Origin of the sequence: Maribacter sp. BPC-D8 (genome assembly GCF_035207705.1) — a bacterium.
In the GTDB taxonomy this organism is placed as follows: domain Bacteria; phylum Bacteroidota; class Bacteroidia; order Flavobacteriales; family Flavobacteriaceae; genus Maribacter.
Genome location: NZ_CP128187.1, coordinates 3,435,640 through 3,456,660, shown reverse-complemented (window position 1 = coordinate 3,456,660; position 21,021 = coordinate 3,435,640). Strand labels below are relative to the sequence as shown.

General features: G+C 34.1%; 20 protein-coding genes. 11 read left to right on the top strand and 9 right to left on the bottom strand.

What is annotated here, in order from left to right:
- The first annotated feature begins 82 nt into the window (after window positions 1-82).
- Window positions 83-634 (top strand): CopD family protein, encoded by a 552-nt coding sequence (locus tag QSV08_RS15140; RefSeq protein ID WP_324024513.1) that lies wholly within the window; start codon window positions 83-85, stop codon window positions 632-634.
- 39 nt (window positions 635-673) lie between these two features.
- On the opposite strand, the gene QSV08_RS15135 is transcribed toward QSV08_RS15140, so the two are convergent.
- The gene (locus QSV08_RS15135) at window positions 674-3,925 is read right to left on the bottom strand and encodes a ligand-binding sensor domain-containing protein (RefSeq protein ID WP_324024511.1); all 3,252 of its coding nucleotides are present in this window, start codon (window positions 3,923-3,925) and stop codon (window positions 674-676) included.
- Between the two features lie 237 nt (window positions 3,926-4,162).
- Between QSV08_RS15135 and QSV08_RS15130 the strand changes: the two genes are divergently transcribed.
- The 3 genes from QSV08_RS15130 to QSV08_RS15120 are packed head-to-tail and all read left to right on the top strand — an operon-like array spanning window position 4,163 to window position 7,947.
- Window positions 4,163-5,575, top strand: a complete 1,413-nt coding sequence (locus QSV08_RS15130) for a sensor histidine kinase (protein ID WP_324024509.1) — start codon at window positions 4,163-4,165, stop codon at window positions 5,573-5,575.
- An 18-nt stretch (window positions 5,576-5,593) separates the two neighbouring features.
- Entirely contained in the window at window positions 5,594-6,376 is a 783-nt protein-coding gene (locus QSV08_RS15125; RefSeq protein WP_324024507.1) for an enoyl-CoA hydratase/isomerase family protein, read from the top strand.
- A 17-nt stretch (window positions 6,377-6,393) separates the two neighbouring features.
- Window positions 6,394-7,947, top strand: a complete 1,554-nt coding sequence (locus QSV08_RS15120) for a hypothetical protein (RefSeq protein ID WP_324024505.1) — start codon at window positions 6,394-6,396, stop codon at window positions 7,945-7,947.
- Here QSV08_RS15120 and QSV08_RS15115 read toward each other — a convergent pair.
- Window positions 7,940-8,596 (bottom strand): hypothetical protein, encoded by a 657-nt coding sequence (locus QSV08_RS15115; RefSeq protein ID WP_324024503.1) that lies wholly within the window; start codon window positions 8,594-8,596, stop codon window positions 7,940-7,942. The genes QSV08_RS15120 and QSV08_RS15115 overlap by 8 nt on opposite strands.
- An 88-nt stretch (window positions 8,597-8,684) precedes the next feature.
- On the opposite strand from QSV08_RS15115, the gene QSV08_RS15110 reads away from it, so the two are divergent.
- A complete protein-coding gene (locus tag QSV08_RS15110) occupies window positions 8,685-9,758 on the top strand; it encodes a PA0069 family radical SAM protein (RefSeq protein ID WP_324024501.1) in 1,074 nt (357 codons plus the stop codon).
- A gap of 63 nt (window positions 9,759-9,821) precedes the next feature.
- On the opposite strand, the gene QSV08_RS15105 is transcribed toward QSV08_RS15110, so the two are convergent.
- Window positions 9,822-10,256 carry an endo-arabinase gene (locus QSV08_RS15105; protein ID WP_324024499.1) on the bottom strand — a complete coding sequence of 145 codons (435 nt, stop codon included), beginning with the start codon at window positions 10,254-10,256 and terminating at the stop codon, window positions 9,822-9,824.
- A gap of 279 nt (window positions 10,257-10,535) precedes the next feature.
- Here QSV08_RS15105 and QSV08_RS15100 point away from each other — a divergent pair, with 279 nt between their 5' ends.
- The gene (locus QSV08_RS15100; RefSeq protein WP_324024496.1) at window positions 10,536-11,936 is read left to right on the top strand and encodes a glycosyltransferase; all 1,401 of its coding nucleotides are present in this window, start codon (window positions 10,536-10,538) and stop codon (window positions 11,934-11,936) included.
- A gap of 88 nt (window positions 11,937-12,024) precedes the next feature.
- Here QSV08_RS15100 and QSV08_RS15095 read toward each other — a convergent pair whose 3' ends face one another.
- From QSV08_RS15095 to QSV08_RS15085, 3 genes are all read right to left on the bottom strand, one after another.
- Window positions 12,025-12,705, bottom strand: coding sequence for an HD domain-containing protein (locus QSV08_RS15095; RefSeq protein ID WP_324024494.1), 681 nt, complete (start codon window positions 12,703-12,705; stop codon window positions 12,025-12,027).
- Window positions 12,702-13,286, bottom strand: coding sequence for a lysophospholipid acyltransferase family protein (locus QSV08_RS15090; RefSeq protein WP_324024492.1), 585 nt, complete (start codon window positions 13,284-13,286; stop codon window positions 12,702-12,704). Before QSV08_RS15090 ends, QSV08_RS15095 begins: the two co-directional genes overlap by 4 nt.
- Window positions 13,287-13,520: 234 nt before the next feature.
- Window positions 13,521-13,931: a BrxA/BrxB family bacilliredoxin gene (locus QSV08_RS15085; protein WP_027065332.1), complete on the bottom strand. Its 411-nt coding sequence runs from the start codon at window positions 13,929-13,931 to the stop codon at window positions 13,521-13,523.
- A 130-nt stretch (window positions 13,932-14,061) separates the two neighbouring features.
- On the opposite strand from QSV08_RS15085, the gene QSV08_RS15080 reads away from it, so the two are divergent.
- From QSV08_RS15080 to QSV08_RS15065, 4 genes are all read left to right on the top strand, one after another.
- The gene (locus QSV08_RS15080; RefSeq protein ID WP_324024490.1) at window positions 14,062-14,802 is read left to right on the top strand and encodes a TerB family tellurite resistance protein; all 741 of its coding nucleotides are present in this window, start codon (window positions 14,062-14,064) and stop codon (window positions 14,800-14,802) included.
- Between the two features lie 24 nt (window positions 14,803-14,826).
- Window positions 14,827-15,411: a HupE/UreJ family protein gene (locus QSV08_RS15075; RefSeq protein WP_324024488.1), complete on the top strand. Its 585-nt coding sequence runs from the start codon at window positions 14,827-14,829 to the stop codon at window positions 15,409-15,411.
- 85 nt (window positions 15,412-15,496) lie between these two features.
- Window positions 15,497-15,934, top strand: coding sequence for a deoxycytidylate deaminase (locus QSV08_RS15070; protein ID WP_073241743.1), 438 nt, complete (start codon window positions 15,497-15,499; stop codon window positions 15,932-15,934).
- A 14-nt stretch (window positions 15,935-15,948) separates the two neighbouring features.
- The gene (locus QSV08_RS15065; RefSeq protein ID WP_324028378.1) at window positions 15,949-17,574 is read left to right on the top strand and encodes a S41 family peptidase; all 1,626 of its coding nucleotides are present in this window, start codon (window positions 15,949-15,951) and stop codon (window positions 17,572-17,574) included.
- On the opposite strand, the gene QSV08_RS15060 is transcribed toward QSV08_RS15065, so the two are convergent.
- Together QSV08_RS15060 and QSV08_RS15055 are read right to left on the bottom strand one after the other, a co-directional pair.
- Complete coding sequence (locus tag QSV08_RS15060) at window positions 17,571-17,774, bottom strand: hypothetical protein (RefSeq protein WP_276491622.1); 204 nt, start codon at window positions 17,772-17,774, stop codon at window positions 17,571-17,573. The genes QSV08_RS15065 and QSV08_RS15060 overlap by 4 nt on opposite strands.
- A 36-nt stretch (window positions 17,775-17,810) precedes the next feature.
- Window positions 17,811-18,389: a MarC family protein gene (locus QSV08_RS15055; RefSeq protein ID WP_324024485.1), complete on the bottom strand. Its 579-nt coding sequence runs from the start codon at window positions 18,387-18,389 to the stop codon at window positions 17,811-17,813.
- Window positions 18,390-18,504: 115 nt separating this feature from the next.
- Here QSV08_RS15055 and QSV08_RS15050 point away from each other — a divergent pair, with 115 nt between their 5' ends.
- Window positions 18,505-19,074: a DUF3109 family protein gene (locus QSV08_RS15050; protein ID WP_303598433.1), complete on the top strand. Its 570-nt coding sequence runs from the start codon at window positions 18,505-18,507 to the stop codon at window positions 19,072-19,074.
- Here the strand turns inward: QSV08_RS15050 and QSV08_RS15045 are convergent.
- Window positions 19,067-21,004, bottom strand: coding sequence for a tetratricopeptide repeat protein (locus tag QSV08_RS15045; RefSeq protein ID WP_324024482.1), 1,938 nt, complete (start codon window positions 21,002-21,004; stop codon window positions 19,067-19,069). The two genes, QSV08_RS15050 and QSV08_RS15045, sit on opposite strands and share 8 nt — an antisense overlap.
- Window positions 21,005-21,021 lie beyond the last annotated feature (17 nt).

Genomic DNA, 21,021 nt, shown 5'->3' with positions numbered 1-21,021 from the left:
GTTTTGAGCTTGAGCTTGAATTTTGAACTTGAACTTGTTTCTTGCACTTGTCTCTTGAACTTGAACTTGTTTTTATTACCCTATGACAGAATATTACAACTATATAAAATCCCTGCATCTCATCTTCGTAATAACGTGGTTTGCAGGGCTTTTTTATATTCCAAGATTATTCATTTACCATATAGAAGCCAACTTAAAACCATCACCTGAGAAAGAAATTCTTTCTAAGCAATTGAAGTTGATGACTAAAAGGCTGTGGTATATTATCACTTGGCCATCGGCTGTATTAGCAGTGTTTTTTGCTATTTGGTTGCTTATTATTTATCCTGGTTGGCTTACCCAACCGTGGATGCACATAAAACTAGGTTTCGTATTGTTACTGATTTTATATCACCTTAAAAACCATCAAATATTCAAGAAGTTTCAACAAGATGATATTCAATACACCTCCAAATTCATGCGTATATGGAATGAAGGTGCTACGCTGATTCTATTCGCTATTGTGTTTTTAGTGATTTTGAAAAGCTCCTTTAATTGGATTTTTGGAGTGGTAGGTATTATAGTTTTAGGTGTACTTTTAATGCTAGGAATAAAGCTATATAAGAGAATTCGAAATAAAAACCCCGAGGCATAACTGTCTTAATATTAATGTTTAATTCTAATTTTTCAGAAATTAAGAGATAAGAGATTTTCTAGCATTTTGTGCTGCGATTTTAGCTTTTGGAAGAACTAGCTTAAAAGTAGCTCCTTTTCCTTCACCTTCTGATTCTGCTATAATGGTGCCGCCATGCGAATTGGCAATTTGTTTTACCATATAGAGCCCCAAGCCTGTACCTTTTACATTATCATGAAAACGTTCGAAAGGGGTGAATAGTTTTTTTAGAGCTCCCTCATTCATTCCTGATCCATTATCAATGACCATAAAGCTGTTCGTGTCACCATTATTTTCATACGTGACTATTATTTTTGGGTTTTCTTGGTCGCCCATATACTTAATAGCATTATCTAAGAAATTACCAAAAACTTGAATTATTCTATTGCGATCGCCAAAAATATCGGGCATATTCTCAGTAATTATAAGTTCTATATTGAGCTGTTTCAATTTGCCCTTAATTAAATTTCTTGATAGGTCTAATAGTTCGTTGGTTTTTAGTAACTCATTTTTGTTGTCGATTTTACCTAGTCTGGCAATTTCTGTAATATCAGAAATTAATTCATTCATATTGTTGCAAGAAACATCGATAAGACTCAAGTATTCGGCTAGACCTGGGTGGTCTTCTAAAGAAACTTCTAAAGGGATCAGACTTGCAAGACCTTTGATATTCCCTAACGGACTTTTTAAATCATGAGAAACGGCATACGTAAATCGTTGAATTTCTTCATTTTTAGATGCTAAGTTGTCTGCAGCTTCAACAAGTTTGTTTTTTTGATATTGTAATTCTTTAGTTCGTTCAGCGACGTTTAACTCTAATCTTCGTTGATTTTTTCGAATATTTAATAATTTAATATGTTGCGCGATATAGAATAATAACAAGACAAGCACAATCATTAATGCCTTAAACCACCAAGTTTGCCAGTAGGGTGGTGTCACGGTAATATAAAGGTCTATTTCGTTATCGACCCAAACACCATCAGAATTGGTAGATTTTATCCTTAATTTATATTCTCCAGGATTTAAGTTTGTGTATGTCGCTGTAGGATTATTACCGACATAATTCCAATCTTTTTCAAAACCTTCAAGGTAAAATGCATAATTAACACTTTCTGGATGTCGAAAAGTAAGGGCTTTAAAGTCTATATTAATTACAGATTGGTCGTAGTTAAAGGTTAGGGAGTCTACTTGACTAATATCTTTTTCTAATATCCCAAAATCATCATTCGGTAAAACTGGTTGATTAAAAAGTTTTAAACCGGAGACAAATAGGGTAAGTGTGTCTTTTCGTTTTTCAACATCGCTTGCAGTAAAAATATTGAAGCCGTTAATACCGCCAAATATATATTCGCCTTTTTTAGTTGTTATAGATGAACTTGCAATAAATTCTTTTGACTGAAGACCATCGCCTACATCATAATTAATTGTTTCTCCGGTATTGGTATTATACCTAATAATACCTTCTTCGGTGCTCAACCATAAATGGCTATTTTGGTCATCTATAATACTTTTAATGGCGTCATTTTTTAAACCATCACTCTTGGCGATTACTGAAAATGAATCGGTAGCTGGGTTATATTTGTTAAGTCCGCCTTGGGTTCCGACCCAAATGGTATCCTCATTATCTTGAATGATAACATTGATAAAATTATTACTTAAAGAATTTTTGGTATGATAATGAACCGATGTCCATTCACCATTATTTTCTGTCAATTTAAATAGACCAGTGTTCAATGTTCCTACCCATATATTGCCCTGGTTATCTTCAAAAATTTGGTATATGGAGTTAATTATACTATCATCAACTTCTGAATTGAGTATTATATTTTGATGAGTTTTTGATTTGGGATCATACACTTGAACTCCTGAAAAGTAGTTTACTATCCAAATTCTTTCTTTTTTATCCTTTAAAAGGTCAATTATTATATTTGATTTTAAAAATGAATTCTCAGACGTCAGTACGCTCGTTTTTTTAGTTTTTGTATTGAGAACGGCTATACCATTTGTCCAAGTTCCTGCCCACAACTCGTCATCTTTGGTCTGTAATAAGGAAAGAACTACATTACTGGCAAATGTTTTGTTATTTAGTGAATAGTTTTCAAATATATCTGAAGAACGGTCCCAGTAATCAATTCCTCCGCCATCTGTGCCAATCCAAAGGTTGCCTTTATCGTCTTCAATAAAGCAATTCACTAATTTATTACTAAGCGATTTAGGGTTGAATGGGTCAGAATTTATATGTTTAAATTTAAAATATTCTTTATCATAAATATTTAGCCCGCTTTTATAAGGCGCTATCCACATTGTGCCATCTCGTGTACATAATAATGCCCATATAGAATTACCAGAAATGGAATTGGGTCTTGTTACACTGTACTCAATATGTCTTATAAAATCTAGATTTTCATTGTAAATATGTAAACCATTATTTTCGGTGCCTATCCACAATTCATTATCTAGTGTTTTTTCTAACGAGCGTATACCAAAACCTGGGCTGACCTCTTTTTCTTTTGAGATACTAATTGAATTTTCTGCTATGTCCAACTTAAATAGTGAGCCAGTTCCAGAACCTAATAATAAACTATTTTCTGATGAATTTATGCCAGTGATGAATGCCTCTGTTTGTAATACTTCACTAATAATCTCCATATCATAATTTAGTAGGAGGGTATTGTAAGTGAAAACAACAAGAATACGGTTAGCATCTAAAACATCAATTTTAACAACTTTATTAAGTCGAGGGTTTTCAACTTTAATGTATTCATTAGGTGGAGAAAAATGTTTTACTTTTCCGGTTTTTATCTCGTAACTATAAAGACCACTAGATTCTGATCCTAACCAGAGTAAGCCATCTTTCTTAACGATAGTCTCAAATACTTCGTTTTTGATAGCTTCACCTTCATTTATTAAAGGATAAGGCGTTATAATATTTAAACTACGATCATAAAGACTTATTCCTTCATTTGTACCGATGATAATATTTTGTCCATCTTCATATAAAGCTACAACGTATTCATGGTTGAGCCCAGTTTTGCCATCTAAGCTTTTGGTGTAGATTTCAAAATCTTTTCCATCATATCTGTTCAGTCCATTTCTGGTGCCAATCCAAATAAAACCAAAACTATCTTCTAAAAGTACGGTTGCACTACTTTGAGACATACCGTCTTGAATATGCTGAAAAGTAAGCGATTCAGCGTATTGAGATTGTACTAAAATAGGTGTACTAAGGGCAATGAGTACGGTGAATATGTTTAGGAAGAATTTAGAAAGCATGCCTTTATTTTAGTTATGTCATAAATAATAACATGTTACTAACGCAAATAAAAGTAAGAAATTACTTTCAAATATTAATTTTTTGAGATAATTTTTTGAAGTGTAAAATAGTTTTTAACCTTTAGTTTGGACGTGATTTGTAAAATTGAATCTTTTGGTTCGATATTTGTTAACTTTAAACGAAATAATTGAACCTTGCTAACGAGAGTATCTTTACGGTCACGCATTTTCCTTTCCATGATATTTTTGGTGCTAATAGCATCGGTTTTGATTGCTGGTGTTACGGTGTATCAATATCGTGAGCAGTCTAAAGATTACCATGAGAATAGAATGGAGCGTAAAGAGGAGCAAATACGCCAAAGTATTGATCTTGCCATTCAGAAAACGACCTATCCGGTTACTACCGAAAATCTAGACCTTATATTTAAAAATGAAATTTATGAGATTGCAGTGGTGCAAAACATGAATTTCAATATCTATAGCTTAGATGGGGAGCTAATAAAAAGTTCACGCCCAAAGTTTGCCAATGATTCTATTTCTATGTGTTTGGATTCTGAAATATTGAATAAATTAGAGATTAGCCCCAATAAGCATTACGTACGCGAAAACGCTTTGGCAGGAGATAAATACAAAGCATCTTTCTCTTATATCGCGGATCAAAAATTTAAACCAATTGGTATTCTTAATCTACCATATTTCGAAGATAATTCATTCAACGATTATGAATTAAAAGAGTTTTTATTTCGCTTATCTGGTGTGTATTTATTGATGTTGCTCATGGCAATTGCTTTTGCATTTTTTATATCGAAGTATATTACCCGATCCTTAGAAACGATTTCTACGATGATGGGGAAAACAAACTTGAACAAACAGAATAAAAAGATTTATATAGATAACCCTGGGGAAGAAATAGAAAAGCTAATTGCCGCCTATAATGCTATGATTGATGAACTTGGTCAAAGTGCTGTAAAATTAGCACGTAGCGAGCGTGAACAAGCATGGCGCGAAATGGCAAAACAGGTGGCGCATGAAATCAAAAACCCGTTAACACCTATGCGATTAACCGTACAGAGTTTTGAGCGCAAATTTGATCCGAGTGACCCTCAGATTCATGAAAAATTAAAGGAATATTCAAATACCTTAATTCAGCAAATAGATACCATGAGTAGTATAGCCTCTGCTTTCTCGAATTTTGCTGAAATGCCTGCGCAACAGAACGAAACTTTAAATGTGGTCAAAATTGTAAAATTGGCGATAGATATTTTCAATGAAGATTATATACATTTCATAGCCGATGAAGAGGAAATTATTGCGAAATTAGACCGTACACAGTTAATACGTGTCGTAACCAATTTGGTTAAAAATGCCATACAAGCAGTACCAGATGTTGAATCGCCTAGAGTTTTGGTCAGTGTAGCATCAGAAGGTGATATGGTTAAAATATCAGTGGCAGATAATGGTTACGGCATTGAAAAGGATAATGAAGAAAAAATATTTGAACCGAAATTTACTACTAAAACTAGTGGTATGGGATTAGGTTTAGGAATGGTAAAAAATATTGTGGAAACTTATAAGGGATCTATCAACTTTACGTCTCATTTAGGTAAGGGTACGGTTTTCTGTGTAAAGTTTCCGAAAGAGAATACATAAATCAACAAATCAACAACTATGTCATACAATACAATTCTTATAGGTAAAGAAGATACAACGGCAATTGTGACGATTAATCGTCCGAATAAATTAAATGCTTTAAATAAAGAAACCATTGGTGAATTACATGAAGCTTTTAAAGATTTACAAAAAGATAAAAGCGTTAAAGCTATCATCTTAACCGGTAGTGGCGAAAAGGCATTTGTAGCAGGTGCAGATATTTCTGAGTTTTCTGATTTCAGTGAAAAAGAAGGAAAGAAATTAGCCGCGAAAGGTCAAAAACAACTATTTGATTTTGTAGAGAAATTAGATACGCCTGTTATTGCAGCAGTAAATGGTTTCGCTCTTGGTGGCGGATTGGAATTGGCAATGGCATGTCATTTTAGAGTAGCAAGTGATAATGCCAAAATGGGACTGCCAGAAGTTTCTTTAGGTGTTATACCTGGTTATGGTGGTACACAACGTTTACCGCAGTTAGTAGGTAAAGGTAGAGCTATGGAAATGATTATGACCGCGGGTATGATTACTGCAGAACAAGCACATGCTTACGGCTTGGTAAACCATGTAACTACCCAAGAAGAATTATTGCCTTTATGCCATAAAATTATATCTAGAATAACCAATAACTCATCTGTAGCCATTGCTCATGCAATAAAAGCAGTAAATGCTGGTTTTAAGAATACTGTAAATGGTTATGAGCAGGAAATTGAAGCCTTTGGTGCTTGCTTCGGTACAGATGATTTTGCCGAAGGTACTACTGCATTTTTAGAAAAAAGAAAGGCAAATTTTCCGGGTTCATGACATAAACCAAATTGGTTATGTTTAAACGTAGCGCATTCTTATTCTTATTCCTGATTAATGTAGTTAGTTCTTTTGCGCAAGAAGAACTTGTCTCATATACTATTGGCGAAAAATTTCACGATAAATATAGATACTCTAATATGCTTGCTATCGCAGATGATGGTAGCGAGGGTACTGTTGTGGTACGTGCTTATTATACAGGTATTATATTAAGACCAAAAGGGTATTTTATTGAACATTATAATAAAGATTTAGAACTAGTATCTGAATATAATTATAAGTTGAAAGATGCCAACTTTATAGATGCTTACGTGCGTAACGGTCAAGTGTATTTATTGTTTTTAGAGTATAGCTATAAAAATAAGAGTTACCAGTATGAGGTGCATAGAAGTCCGTTTTCACAATTTCAGTTTACAAAAGAAACAATTCTGTCTATTGCATCTGATCCGGTAGAGCAGCCTTTAGACCGTAATTTTTATAATCGAAACTTCTCATCTGGCTTTACTACCTCAATTTTATTCAACGATGATAAATCGGCTTTTGCCATAACTACGCATTACAAGAAAAGAAAAGTTGATCAGCATAAAATTCATGTATTCAATGCCAACTTAAATAAGTTAATGGAACATGATTTTTCTGATGAGGTAGAAGAAAAGAACTATGCATTTGAAAATATCGCCTTTTCAAAAGATTTACAGAATGTGTATTTGGTAGGTAAGGCATACTTTAAAAAGAAACGTTTTAATGCTACAGAGCGTAAGTTTCAATATGAAATGGTTCGAATTTCTAACAGCGGCAGAAGCGTTCAGTCTTTTTATACTCCGGGTAAATTTCCTGAATCTTTAAAGCCTATTTTTAGAGGTGATGAATTGCTTTGTATCGGTTTTTATGCGGATAGAAAAGATAATCGTTATAACGGAATTTCTTATTTCAACTTAGACCCGAAATCTTTAGAGATGAAGACTGAAAAATTTAATCCCTTTTCTGAACAGTTTATGATGGATAAGTTTGGGCGTGAAGATGATAAGGCGATAAAAGATTTAGTGTTTAAAGGAATGGATATCACCAAAGAGGGGAACATTCTATTTAATGCCGAAGAATATTTTACAAGTAATAGTGTACAATCTAACTCTAGTGGTGGGCGCGTTATGGTTACTAGATACCACCATAATGATATTATCAGTGCAAAATTAAGCGCAACCGGAGATTTGGTTTGGGCTAGAAATATAAATAAAACAGAGGTTACACAAGGTGACGGTGCTTATGCATCTTATAGCTCATATACCAAAAACAATACTACATACTTTTTTATAAGTACGTCTTCAGAAAACCCGCAACAACTGAGCGATGATCGTATTATGTTTAAACAAGGTTTAAGTAGAAACAGAAATGTATTCTTAATTCGCTTGGATGAAAACGGACATATGAAATACAGCAAGGTTATTGATGATACTGAGGCTCGTTTACCGTTAATGGTATCTGTACCATACATTGATCACCAGAACGATGAATTAAGGTTCTACGCTAAAAGAGGTACAAAAAAGCAATTGGTTCAAGTGGGTGTTAAATAATCTGATCTCGTGTTTTAAAATTATAAGAGATTCTAATGCCAAGCCCTATGGTTCTAGTATTATAATTTTTATTTGAGAATTGCTGCGGACTATAATCGAGTTGGTCTAGTGCCTTGCCGGCATTTAAACCGTTATATATAAGATAAAACCCATATGTAGCATTGTTAGACCATTTAGATTCTTCGATACCTAAAGCAAAAGACCAATAATACATTTTCGATTTTATAGCTTTTTTTATAGCTACATCATCAGAATCTAAGAAATTACCTTTGGCACGTATTTTTCCGAAATGATATTTCGGTATTAAAACAACCCGAGTACCTTCTTCTTCATAAAAGAGCTTGGGTGAGAAACCCCATATAAATCCTTCAAAATGCTCGTTTAAATAAGCATCATATGTGGAAGGTCCCGTTTGTTCTGCGAAATGTTTTTCTCGTGAATTTATACCGTAATAGTAAGACACATCAACTTCAGGAGCAATAAATTTGAATGAAGTCAATTCAGTGCCGAAAGTTATTTTATGATACGTATTCTTGTTAAATTCTTCATCAATAAATACATCATATTCACCATAAAGACTTGGTGAGCCTAATTGGCTAAAGCCATAAAAATTCAGAAAAATAACGATTAGAACGCTTAGGTTTTTCATTAGACTAATTTAAACAATAATCAACTACAAGTTTTAAAATAGTATATTATTAGGATTATTTCCATAATTTTGGAATAAATCCTATTTAATGAATACTAATTCTTCGGTGAAAGGAAGAGGTGCCCAAAAAAATACCAGCAATAAATTTTCTGCATATAGTTACGAAACAAGAGACGATTTTCTCGAATTCTGCCGTGTAGAAGGCGAAGTTGCTGATAGAAATAAGACCCAATACCTTCCTATTTTTCCAAAAACGATAGTCAATAAAGTCACTAGTCCTGATGTAGGTATGAGTTACTCCATGAACATGTACCAAGGTTGTGAACATGGTTGTATATATTGCTATGCCGGAAATGCACATGAATTTTGGGGTTATAGTGCCGGATTGGATTTTGAACGAAAGATTTTGGTAAAACACGATGCGCCTAAACTATTAGAAGCTAAATTAAGAAGTAAAAGCTGGAAGCCGAGTACCATAGTGCTTTCTGGTAATACAGATTGCTATCAGCCTGTAGAGCAAGAATTTGAAATAACCCGTAAGTGTTTAGAGATTTTTTTGAAATATAGGCATCCGGTAGGTATCATTACTAAAAACGCTTTGATTTTGCGTGATTTAGATATTCTAAAAGAACTGAATGAATATGGATTAGTAGGAGTAAACATTTCCGTTACTTCTTTATCCGAAGAAACAAGAAGAATATTAGAGCCTAGAACTACGACCATTAAGAAAAGATTGGAAGCTATACGTGTTTTGTCTGAAAATGGAATCCCTGTAAATGCAATGCTGGCGCCAATTATACCAGGTATCAATAGTCACGAGATTTTGAGTTTGGCAAAAGCGGTGTCAGAGCATGGTGCTTTATCTATGGCATTTACCGTAGTTAGATTAAACGGGGCAATAGGTGAAATATTTACAGATTGGATCCGCAAAACACTGCCCGACAAAGCAGAGAAGGTATTACATCAAATTCAAGAATGTCATGGCGGTAGATTAAACGATAGCAGGTTCGGTTTAAGAAGTAGGGGTGAGGGTATCATAGCCACGCAAATTCATGATATGGTGCGTTTGGCAAAGCGTAAATATTTTGAAGGCAAAACATTCCCAAAGCTAAATACTACTTTGCACGAATCTTATAAAGATGGGCAGTTAAAGTTATTTTAATATCTGTTTATGGTTTAATTCCCTGAGGCTTACCTCGTACTCTTAGGATGAGGTTGTAAATTATTATTCCATTTTTCTTGGGTGTATCGATTGCCCTACGAGTTTCCAGCTGCCATTAATTTTTTCTAGAATGCGCATTTCGTAAGTATAATTGGTGACTCCGTCAGTATTGGTAGATTCCTCATCATGGCTTACCCAAGCGTGATTGTCACTTATGTTCATCTTATAATTAGAATTTTTAGATGTACCGCCTTTACCAACCATATGTTCTGGAGGGGTGATCATCATTTCTGGTGGTACATCCATACTATTTCCATCTGCCATAGAAACAAAAATTCTACTATAAGGTTGAATTGACCAGCAAGAAGCATGTACTTCTATATCACCTGAACGCCATGTTGAAGATTCTTTCTCTAAAAGTGAAATAATTGCCTCTTCATCAGTTTGTGCGTAACTAGAGGTGAGGGTGAACAGTAGCAATAGAAAAGCGTATTTCATGAAAATTTATTTTAGTTATTTAAATATAGGTTAAATATGGCTATTTCTTAATTGATCGATCTAACTGTATGAAAACGAGATAAATATTGTAAATAAGTCAAAAATTTAAGCTTTTAAATTAGTAGATGAATTTTTAAAAGCGTGCAATAGTTGTAGGTAAAAATTTTCTTTAAAAAGTTTTGTTAAAATAAAATCCAAAAGATACTTCTAAGCGTAGATAGGGAGAAGAAATAAATAAGAGCATTATTTCTGAAAACCAAGAATACTACCAAAAACGAAATGAAAACATTAAAAAACAATACCGAAAAAACTGAAAAGAAGCCTTTCTTTTCACGAATTAAACATCTAATTGAAAATGCCAATGCATGGGGTATTTTTGTAATGGGTAGCACATTCGTGCTAATGTTTGGTTCAGCTTACTTAGCATACATATTACAAAACGACTTTACTCAATTACACTTAGAGAGAAGAAGCACCATGATCGGATTTATTTTCATGATCGTAGCAGCTGCTTTTTTTGTATTTAAATTGAGTTTCTTCATTTACACCTTTATAAGATTTTTAAGATATAAGGCAATACCATCTGTTTCTGATAAAGAATTACCAACAGTTACGGTTATTGTACCTGCATATAATGAAGGTAAACAAGTTTGGGCTACGTTAAAGAGTTTAGCTGAAAGTGATTACCCAGAAGAAAAAATTCAATTATTGGCTATCGATGATGGTAGTAAAGATGATACTTGGAACTGGATGTTAGAAGCCAAAAAAGAATTAGGTGATAGAGTTTCTATTTGTCAGCAACCTAAGAACATGGGTAAACGTCACGCATTGTACAGAGGTTTTAACGAAGGTACAGGTGAGATATTCGTAACCGTTGATAGTGATTCTATCGTAGATAAAGACACATTAAGAAATTTAGTTAGTCCGTTCATCGTTGATGAAAACTGTGGTGCTGTAGCAGGTAATATTCGTGTATTAAATAATGACAAGATTCTACCTAAAATGCTAGACGTAAGTTTTGCACTTAGTTTTGAGTTTGTACGTTCTTCTGAAAGCACATTGAATTCTGTTTTATGTACCCCAGGTGCTTTAGCAGCTTATAGAGCCACTGCGGTTTTTGCTTGTTTAGATGAGTGGATCAATCAAACGTTTATGGGTCAAGCTTCAGATATTGGTGAAGATAGAGCTATGACGAATATGATCTTAAAGCAAGGTTTCCACGTTTTGTTCCAAAGAAATGCATTTGCTTATACTAATGTTCCTGAAAAGTATAAAGGACTTTACAAAATGTTCATTAGATGGGGAAGAAGTAATGTACGTGAGAATATTCAAATGTCTAAATACGTATTTACTAACTTTAGAAAAGGTCCAAAAACAGGTACAAGATTATTATTCTTTAGCCAATTCTCAAGAATCGTATTATGCTACCCATTTGTATTGTTTATGCTGGTATTCGTAGTTACACACCCATTATTATTCTTAAGTTCTACTTTTGTAAGTATATTGGTTTTATCAACTTTCCCTGTATTGTTCTATGCTAAAAGATACTCGTTATCTGAGTCTATTTGGGCATATTCATACAGCGTGCTTTTCACGTTCGGTCTTTTCTGGATTACGCCTTATGCAATTGTAACAGCAAGTAGAAGCGGTTGGTTAACAAGAGAGTTGCCACAGAAATAGTAGAATACTATATAAAATGCAAAAAGGGTCTCAATGTAAATTGAGACCCTTTTTTAATGGTTTGATGTTGTTGAATTGTTCTGTAAACTTAACTTAAATTTTTTAAAGGATTCCATTCTTGATAGAATTGCTCTAAAAAATCAATCATATATTGGTGTCTTTCTTCTGCCAATCGCTTACCGGTTTCTGTGTTCATTTTGTCTTTAAGCAATAAGAGTTTTTCATAGAAATGATTTAAAGTAGGTGCTTTTGACTTTTTGTATTCTTCTTTACTCATTTCTAAATTTGGAGGTATACTTGGGTCATAAAGTGCACGATTTTTGAATCCGCCGTAATTAAAAGCACGGGCAATACCAATAGCACCTATGGCATCTAAACGGTCGGCATCTTGAACCACCTTAAGCTCTTTAGATGAGAATAGCTTCTTCTTCATCTTACCGTCGGTTAAACTGGCTTTAAACGAACTGTATTTGATGATGTTGGTAACATGGTTGATGGTTCTTTTAGGTACACCAAGACTCAATAAAAAATCTTCTGCCATTTTCGGGCCCAAGGCTTCATCGCCATCATTAAATTTAGCATCTGCAATATCATGAAGTAGCGCACCAAGACTAACGACTAAGAGGTTTACATCATCTTCGTCTTTTGCGATTAACATGCTGTTATTGAATACCCGCTGTATATGAAACCAATCGTGCCCACCTTCGGCATTTTTTAAAGTCTCTTTGACAAAGGTTATGGTTTCTTCTACAATTTCTGAATTGGTCATTTAAAGGAATTTATACCGCTAACTACGGATGCTTCTATTTGTGTAATTAGTTCGTCTAAGTCGCCTGTGTTTTCTAAAGGTTGTTGAACCTCTAATCGAACTTTGGCACCTAATCCCATCGGAAATTGCCCGAAGCGAACCAATTTCCATGAATTATTGATACTAATAGGAACAATCAATGCAGATGGAGCTTTTTTTAGTAGCATCTTAAGTCCCATCGGTTTAAATGGCTTTGGGTGTCCATCTCTACTTCTAGTTCCTTCCGGAAAAATTACGGCACTTCTTTTATGTTCTTCAATATAGGTACCCAGTTTTCCTATTTCCATTATTGCCGATTTACCATCGTTTCTGTCAATTAAAACAGAGCCACCGTGAACGAGGTTAAATGATACGCTAGGTATGCCTTTTCCTAATTCTTTCTTACTAACAAATTTTGGGTGGTGTTTACGCATATACCAAATAAGTGGTGGTATATCGTACATACTTTGATGATTGGTTACAATAATTAATGGTCTGTCTGTTGGTAAATCAAAGTTATTTGTAAAGCGATAAGTTGTACCTAAAATGTTGGTACTACGCATTAAAAAAAAGTTCAATTTACTGACTGATGGTTTTAATCCGTTGTATCCAAATATCTTAAATCCGATCCATTGAATGGGATGAAAAATAAGGAGGCATAGCCCAAATGCGACGAAAAAAAAGGGGGTTATAATGTAAGAAAGCAACTTCTGCATAGTACAAAAATAAAAAACCGCTCTATTAGAGCGGTTTTTTAATCCTATTATTTTGTAAGAAAATAGCTTATGCTATAAAATCTAGCAAAATTCGTCGTAAGCTTGTGCTAAATTCTGAGCAATCATTTCAGCTGGTCTACCTTCAATATGGTGACGTTCGATCATGTGAACTAACTCGCCATTTTTGAATAAAGCCATAGAAGGAGAAGAAGGAGGGAAAGGAACCATAAGGTTTCTTGCCGCGTCAACAGCTTCTTTATCTACACCAGCAAATACAGTAACTGCAAAATCTGGTTTTTTATCGTTCTGCAAGCTCATTTTAGCCGCAGGTCTTGCATTTGCCGCAGCACAACCACAAACAGAATTTACAACTACTAAAGTTGTTCCTTCTTTATTGATGGCATTTGCTACTGCATCTGCTGTATATAATTCTTCAAATCCGGCAGAAGCCAGATCATCTCTCATTGGTTTTACTAATTCCGCAGGGTACATATTGTTATTATTTTAATTAAACTATTACAAAGATAATCAATTAGTCGCAGCAGTGCTTCAGACCTTAACTTTTCATTAGTCTAACTTTCTATTGGTAATAATTTATCTTTGGCAAAATTGAGAATACGAAATGATTAAATGGTTGGGAGCTGTAGTAGGCTTTTTTTTGAGAGGTTTATCTGGAGCGGTTTTAGGCTTCTTTGCTGGTAGTATTATAGACAGCTTTTTTGGATCTAGTAAAGGTAGTGCGCGAAGTGTGTTCGAAGATTATACACGACCAAATGTAACTGCGGCAGATTTTGAGCTAAACTTACTATCGTTATGTTCACTTGTTATTAAGGCAGACGGACAAGTGAGTCAGTCAGAAATGGATTATGTACGCCAGTATTTTGTTAGCACCTATGGCAAAGACAAGGCGAATGCTATTTTTAGAAGTTTCAATGAAATAAATAAGAAAGGACAAATATCTGCACAAAACGTTTGTACGTTTTTAGCTCAACGCACCCGTTATGAAGTTCGTTTGCAGTTATTGCACTTTTTATTCGGTATTGCTCAAGCAGATGGTAGCATCAGTAACCCCGAAATTCAAAAAATTCGAGAAATAGCCGGTTACCTTAGAGTTTCGCTTAATGAATTTGAAAGTATAAAAGCTATGTTCGTGAAATCGGCGAACAATTCTTATAAAATTTTAGATATTGAGAAATCAGCAACAGATGCTGAGGTAAAGAAAGCCTATAGAGAAATGGCTAAAAAGTATCATCCAGACAGGGTGAATACGAAAGATGAAGCTATTAAAAAAGGTGCTGAAGAGAAGTTTAAGCAGGTGCAAGCCGCTTATGAGACGATACAAAAAGAGCGCGGGTTAAATTAGAAGAATTTTTTTTAAGATAGTAGCATGCAAGAGTTTTGGTTTTATATAGAATTAGGTCTGCATCATGTTTTAGACATAAATGCATATGATCACATACTTTTTCTAACTGCACTGGCACTTCCTTTTACATTTAAAAGTTGGAAGAATGTATTGCTTTTAGCAACCGTTTTTACTTTTACACATTGCTTGGCATTAGTATTTTCCGTTTACGAGATTTTAGAGATAGAAGCCAGTTGGATAGAGTTTTTGATACCTGTAACGATACTGGCAACCGCTATTTTTAATTCGATTGATTATAAAAATCAAAATGAAAATAGAACTATTTGGTTTCATGTTTTAGCTACCGGTTTTTTCGGACTAATACACGGATTCGGATTCTCTAACTATTTTAAAATGATGATTATGGGAGAGGAAGATAAATTAGCACCTTTATTAGGTTTTGCTGGCGGGATCGAATTGTCTCAGGTAGTTATTGTTCTATTAGTGTTGATTTTGGCTTATGTAATTCAAAGCATTTTAAAAGTCAAGCAAAGCTTATTTATTATGGTCGGTAGCATTATCATAATACTGGTTACGCTACCGTTGTTATATGAAACATTTCCTTTTTAGATTGTTAAAGTTTACCCTAAGATATAGTCGGTACTAATCAAAGCAGGTACCTTAGGGTTAAGTGCTTATATAAAGCGTACTGTAAATGAAGAAAGAAAAACAATTAAAGTATGATAGGGCTTATTTAAGAATGGCCAAAGAATGGGGTATGCTTTCTTCATGTAAGCGTAAGCAAGTAGGTGCCATCATCGTAAAGGATAGAATGATTATTTCTGACGGATACAATGGTACACCAACCGGATTCGAAAATTATTGCGAAGATGAAGAAGGGTATACGAAATGGTATGTCTTGCATGCCGAGGCCAATGCTATTCTAAAAGTAGCAGGTTCTACTCAATCTTGCCAAGGTGCTACTTTATACATTACATTATCGCCTTGTAGAGAATGTAGTAAGTTAATTCATCAGTCTGGCATTAAACGTGTAGTGTACCAAGTAGGATACAAAGATGATTCGGGATTACAATTTTTGGCAAAAGCAGGGGTTGAATTACAACATATGCCAGAAATAAATGTTACTATCTAACGTTTACACTAATGATGAATAAAAAATACAGTGCTCTATTTCCTTTAATTATCGCTATTGCGCTCGCATTAGGGTTTTTTATAGGCGGAAAACTGAATTTTAATGACTCTCCAGAACGTCTTTTTTCTACAAATTCTAAGAAAGACAAACTCAACAGACTTATAGATTACATTGACTATGAATATGTAGATGATGTAAATACAGATAGCATTGTTGATATTACTGTGAACAGTATTCTAGAAAAACTTGATCCACATTCTGTTTACATTTCAGAAAAAGAAATGTCTGGTGTAACCGAGAACATGAAGGGCGATTTTGTGGGTATTGGTATTAACTTTTACTCTTATAACGATACTATTGCAGTTATAAAAACTGTCAAAGACGGACCAAGTTTTGTAAAAGGAATTTTAGCAGGTGATCGTATTCTAATGGCAGATAATGATACGCTGTATGGCAAAGACTTCCCCAGTGAAGTTATTGTAGAGAAATTAAAAGGTCAAGAAGGTTCTTTTATTAATCTTACCGTATTTAGAAAAACAGAAAACAGAACGTTCAATGTAAAGGTGAAGCGTGGTATTGTACCTTTAAAAAGTGTCGATGCCTTTTATATGCTTAATAGAGATATCGGCTATATAAAAGTAAATCGCTTTGCTGAGTCTACTTATAAAGAGTTTAAAGATGCTTTGGTACGGTTACAAAAGCGAGGTGCTATAAAATTAGTGCTTGACCTGCGAGATAACCCTGGCGGCTATTTAGGCATGGCAGAAGAAATGGCAGATGAGTTTCTAGAAGATGGTAAACTTATATTGTTCACTAAAAATAAAAAGGGAAAAATCAATAAGAGCTTTGCTACCGATGAAGGTAGTTTTGAAGATAAACCTATTTATGTTTTAATAAATGAAAGATCTGCCTCGGCTAGTGAAATTGTTGCTGGTGCGTTGCAAGATAATGATGTAGGTACTATTGTAGGTCGTAGATCTTTCGGTAAAGGTTTGGTGCAGCGAGAAATGGCTTTAGGTGATGGCTCGGCAGTTAGACTTACGGTTTCTAGATATTACACCCCTACAGGTAGAAGTATTCAAAAGACATATGCAAACGGGACAAAAGATTACTATCAACGTTTTACAGATAGATTCCATAGTGGAGAAATGATTTCTGTAGATAGTATTAAAGTTGCAGATTCATTAAAGTTTACCACACCTAAAGGAAAAGTAGTTTATGGCGGTGGTGGTATTATACCAGATGTATTTGTGCCGATCGGAAGTAATGAAGAAGAAGCTGTTGAGAGTATGGATAATTTAGGCTTCTTATCCTTTTTTGTGTTTGAACATTTAGACGAGGATCGAGAAAGATATGCTCAATACACACAAGAAGAATTTGTGAACGATTTTAAAGTTGACGATATTCTCTTTGAAAGATTTGTACAATATTCGGTAGACAGAAATCTAAGAATGAATTTCTATGAATATGAGCAGAGCATCAAACGATTTTTGAAAGCTAATATCGCTGAGCAACTATTCAATACTAATATACATGCCAAAATTAAAGCAGATGAAGATCTTATGCTTCAAAAGGTACTAGAATTAGATGGCGGCGGAATTCAGCAACAAGAATCTGGCGAGATTAAAGCCAATAATTAATCCTTATTTATTTTATCTTGAATCTTTCTGCTGGTAACAAATACCAAAAGAAGTACAATGGCACACAACGACGCCATAATTCCGATTAATGCTATTGTACTATTTTTCTCAAAAGGGTCTGCAAAATTCACTAGGGTTACATTGTAGGCTATAAGTGCTACTGCAATTACTATGAAAATTATGGATAACGTCTTGCTCATAAACTTGTTTTTATAAAAATACAACCTTCTTACGGTCTAGAAAAGCTCATTAATATTAGCAGCGAATAATTTAACAGCAATTGCCATAAGAATTACTCCGAATACCTTTCTAATTACATTTACTCCGTTTTTACCAAGCATTTTTTCGATTTTCACAGATGATTTAAGTACTATGAAAACGAAGACAATGTTGACAATAATAGCTATAATAATATTTTCAACAAAGTACTCTGCTCTCAACGAAAGTAAAGAGGTAAGGGTACCAGCACCAGCAATTAATGGGAAGGCAATAGGTACAATAGAAGCACTTTCTGGTTCATCATCTTTGTATAATTGAATACCTAAAATCATTTCAATGGCTAAAAAGAATATGATGAACGCACCGGCAACGGCAAATGAATTTACATCGATGCCAATAAGATTTAAAATTTCTTCACCAAGAAACAGAAAGGCTACCATGATTACAGCCGCAACAACAGATGCTTTTTCAGACTGAATGTGTCCTACTTTTTTTCTAAGCCCAATAATAATAGGAATACTGCCTAAAATATCAATAACGGCAAATAGTACCATACTAGCGGTTGCAATCTCTCTTAAATCAAAATGAAACTCCATACTTCAAATTTTTTGCAAATTTACGCTTATAAATATGCACTTAGATATTTATTCTTAAAATTTTCTAAGATCATTACTTTTTAAAAAATGTATCTTGCGCCCTTTAAATTAGGTCATGTTTCAATTAGGGAAAACCATAGTATCTGAAGAGATTATAGAAAACGATTTTGTTTGCAACCTTAGCGCGTGTAAAGGTGGTTGCTGTGTCGATGGCGAAGCAGGTGCGCCAGTTGAAGATTCAGAAACTGAAATTATGGTCGATATCTATGCTAAAGTTAAACCATTTTTAAGACCCGAAGGTGTTGCTGTTATTGAAGAGCAAGGTGCTTTTGTTAAGGGTGAAGATGGTGAGTGGGAAACCCCATTAGTAAATGGAAGTGAATGTGCCTACGTTATTTTCGACGATAAGAAAATAGCTAAATGTGGTATAGAAGAAGCTTATAACCAAGGGGAAATTAAGTGGAAGAAACCTGTGTCTTGTCATTTATACCCAATAAGAGTTCGTGAGTATACCGAACTAACTGCAGTTAACTATCATAAATGGCAAATTTGCGACCCAGCATGTGCTTTAGGTGAAGAGTTAAAAGTGCCTGTTTATAAATTCGTTAAAGAAGCTTTAATTAGAAAATTCGGTGCACCTTGGTATAACGAATTAGAAGAGGTTGCTAAAGACCATCTTAAATAGTAGGTATATAGATTACTATCTGTGTGCCCATAGGGTTGGTATCATCGTCAAACTTATCAATGATATCTACATGAAAAAAGTTTTCATAGTCACGAGAAAAATTTGCTAGTCGTTCTTTGGTAATATCAATACCTACCGACTTTCTCTTGAGAACCTTACTGTCCTTTATTTTTTCTGCAGCATCTCTACCTACACCATTGTCGGTAATGATTATTTCAATAAAGCCACTTTTACCCTTTTTTATTTCTAAGTCTATATTCTTTGCTCCTTCTTTTGATGACAAACCATGCCACAAGGCGTTTTCTAAAAAAGGTTGAAGTATAAGCGAAGGTATTTTTATGTTATGCGTATTTATGTCGTCTTTAATATGAATGTTAAAGTTGATTTCATTAGAAAACCTTATGTTTTCTATATTCATATACAGCGCTACTGTTTCTAGCTCATCTGCCAAAGAGATTTCTCGTTGAGACGACGCCTCTAGTATTTTGCGTACTAGCTTCGAGAATTTATTTAAATAATGAACAGCATTCTTTTTCTCATTATTTATGATATATAATTTAATCGAGTTTAGAGAATTGAATAAAAAATGCGGATTCATTTGACTACGTAGCATACTTTGCTCTAATGTCAATAGTTTTTTCTCTGCGTTTAATTGACTTTGTCGGTATAGAATATACAAAATACCTACAAGTAGAATTAAGAAGATGCCAATGATAGTCAGCATGGTTCTATTTTTCTTTAGCTTTAAGCGTACCGTTTCATTTTCTTTGGCTAGACGATCTAACTGGTTGGCTCTCTTTTGAGATTCGTATCGTAAAATCATGTCATTTACGTATCGTAGATTAAGAGAGTTGGTAATGCGCTCTTCGTATTTTCTAGATTCTTTAAAATAGCGCATGCCTTTCTGGTAATCATCTCGCTTGATCCAAAGCTCAGATAAAAATTTATTCGCTTCGGCTATTTCTGCATAGAATTCGTTAGATGTAGCTAAGCTTAAACCTGACTCTAAATTAGTTTCTGCCGCGTCATAATCGCCAAACCGTATTAATGACCACCCTAAGTTTATATAAATAGTGGTTATGATTTTTTGGTCATTAATAGAAATGGCTTTTAATAAATTGTTTTCTAAAATAGAAATTGCTTCTTTTATTTTGCCCATGTGTACATACACGTGTGCTATATTATAATTGCATATTATTTTTCCGCGGTTAGAATTAATGATTTCATTGTAAACAAGTGCTCTTCGAAAGTTTTTTAAAGCAGGTTCAAGTTCTCCTTGATATTCATAACACTCGCCTAAATTTTTATGGCTAATAGCAAGCCCCTGTTTGTCGTCCAATTCTTTTTGAAGGATCATCGACCTTTCATATTTCTCAATGGCCAGATCATACTGTTCTAGCATTTGATATATTCCGCCAATACTGTTTAAAGATACAGTTATGCTTCTTTTTACACCATCATTTGGTTCGGTCACATTTTCAGCTAACTCTAATGCTTCTTGGCTGCTATCTAAAGCAGATTTTATTGCATCAGTGTTCCTGTAAACTGTACTTAGCATATTTAAACTATGTACTCTAATTTCAATGTTATTGGCTTTAATAGATGCTTCTAAGGCACTTTGATAAAGTTCTATTGCTTTTGGGTAAATTGATAAGTCACGATAGAGATTTCCTAGTTGGTTTAAGGCGTACGCTTCACCTAATAGATATTTATTGTTTGTAGCCCTGTTTTCTATATAGCGTAACGCAGTACTGTCATTACTGTAGGTGGCTAAGAGCGAATGTATTTCTTGACATTCTTTCGGAGTTTTAGATAAAAGAGTATCTACTATTTCTTTTAAATTTTCGGGTATATCTTGAGAATAACTATGGTGTTGTGGTACTAAAGTATACAGAAGGAAAAATAGAAATTTGAACTTGAATTTATACACTATAGAATTTAAATATA

What these genes read in the sequence shown, in the direction of transcription:
- QSV08_RS15140 (WP_324024513.1), top strand. Translation starts at nt 83, where the DNA reads ATGACAGAATATTACAACTATATAAAATCCCTGCATCTCATCTTCGTA.
- QSV08_RS15135 (WP_324024511.1), bottom strand. Translation starts at nt 3,925, where the DNA reads ATGCTTTCTAAATTCTTCCTAAACATATTCACCGTACTCATTGCCCTT.
- QSV08_RS15130 (WP_324024509.1), top strand. Translation starts at nt 4,163, where the DNA reads ATGATATTTTTGGTGCTAATAGCATCGGTTTTGATTGCTGGTGTTACG.
- QSV08_RS15125 (WP_324024507.1), top strand. Translation starts at nt 5,594, where the DNA reads ATGTCATACAATACAATTCTTATAGGTAAAGAAGATACAACGGCAATT.
- QSV08_RS15120 (WP_324024505.1), top strand. Translation starts at nt 6,394, where the DNA reads ATGTTTAAACGTAGCGCATTCTTATTCTTATTCCTGATTAATGTAGTT.
- QSV08_RS15115 (WP_324024503.1), bottom strand. Translation starts at nt 8,596, where the DNA reads ATGAAAAACCTAAGCGTTCTAATCGTTATTTTTCTGAATTTTTATGGC.
- QSV08_RS15110 (WP_324024501.1), top strand. Translation starts at nt 8,685, where the DNA reads ATGAATACTAATTCTTCGGTGAAAGGAAGAGGTGCCCAAAAAAATACC.
- QSV08_RS15105 (WP_324024499.1), bottom strand. Translation starts at nt 10,256, where the DNA reads ATGAAATACGCTTTTCTATTGCTACTGTTCACCCTCACCTCTAGTTAC.
- QSV08_RS15100 (WP_324024496.1), top strand. Translation starts at nt 10,536, where the DNA reads ATGAAAACATTAAAAAACAATACCGAAAAAACTGAAAAGAAGCCTTTC.
- QSV08_RS15095 (WP_324024494.1), bottom strand. Translation starts at nt 12,705, where the DNA reads ATGACCAATTCAGAAATTGTAGAAGAAACCATAACCTTTGTCAAAGAG.
- QSV08_RS15090 (WP_324024492.1), bottom strand. Translation starts at nt 13,286, where the DNA reads ATGCGTAGTACCAACATTTTAGGTACAACTTATCGCTTTACAAATAAC.
- QSV08_RS15085 (WP_027065332.1), bottom strand. Translation starts at nt 13,931, where the DNA reads ATGTACCCTGCGGAATTAGTAAAACCAATGAGAGATGATCTGGCTTCT.
- QSV08_RS15080 (WP_324024490.1), top strand. Translation starts at nt 14,062, where the DNA reads ATGATTAAATGGTTGGGAGCTGTAGTAGGCTTTTTTTTGAGAGGTTTA.
- QSV08_RS15075 (WP_324024488.1), top strand. Translation starts at nt 14,827, where the DNA reads ATGCAAGAGTTTTGGTTTTATATAGAATTAGGTCTGCATCATGTTTTA.
- QSV08_RS15070 (WP_073241743.1), top strand. Translation starts at nt 15,497, where the DNA reads ATGAAGAAAGAAAAACAATTAAAGTATGATAGGGCTTATTTAAGAATG.
- QSV08_RS15065 (WP_324028378.1), top strand. Translation starts at nt 15,949, where the DNA reads ATGAATAAAAAATACAGTGCTCTATTTCCTTTAATTATCGCTATTGCG.
- QSV08_RS15060 (WP_276491622.1), bottom strand. Translation starts at nt 17,774, where the DNA reads ATGAGCAAGACGTTATCCATAATTTTCATAGTAATTGCAGTAGCACTT.
- QSV08_RS15055 (WP_324024485.1), bottom strand. Translation starts at nt 18,389, where the DNA reads ATGGAGTTTCATTTTGATTTAAGAGAGATTGCAACCGCTAGTATGGTA.
- QSV08_RS15050 (WP_303598433.1), top strand. Translation starts at nt 18,505, where the DNA reads ATGTTTCAATTAGGGAAAACCATAGTATCTGAAGAGATTATAGAAAAC.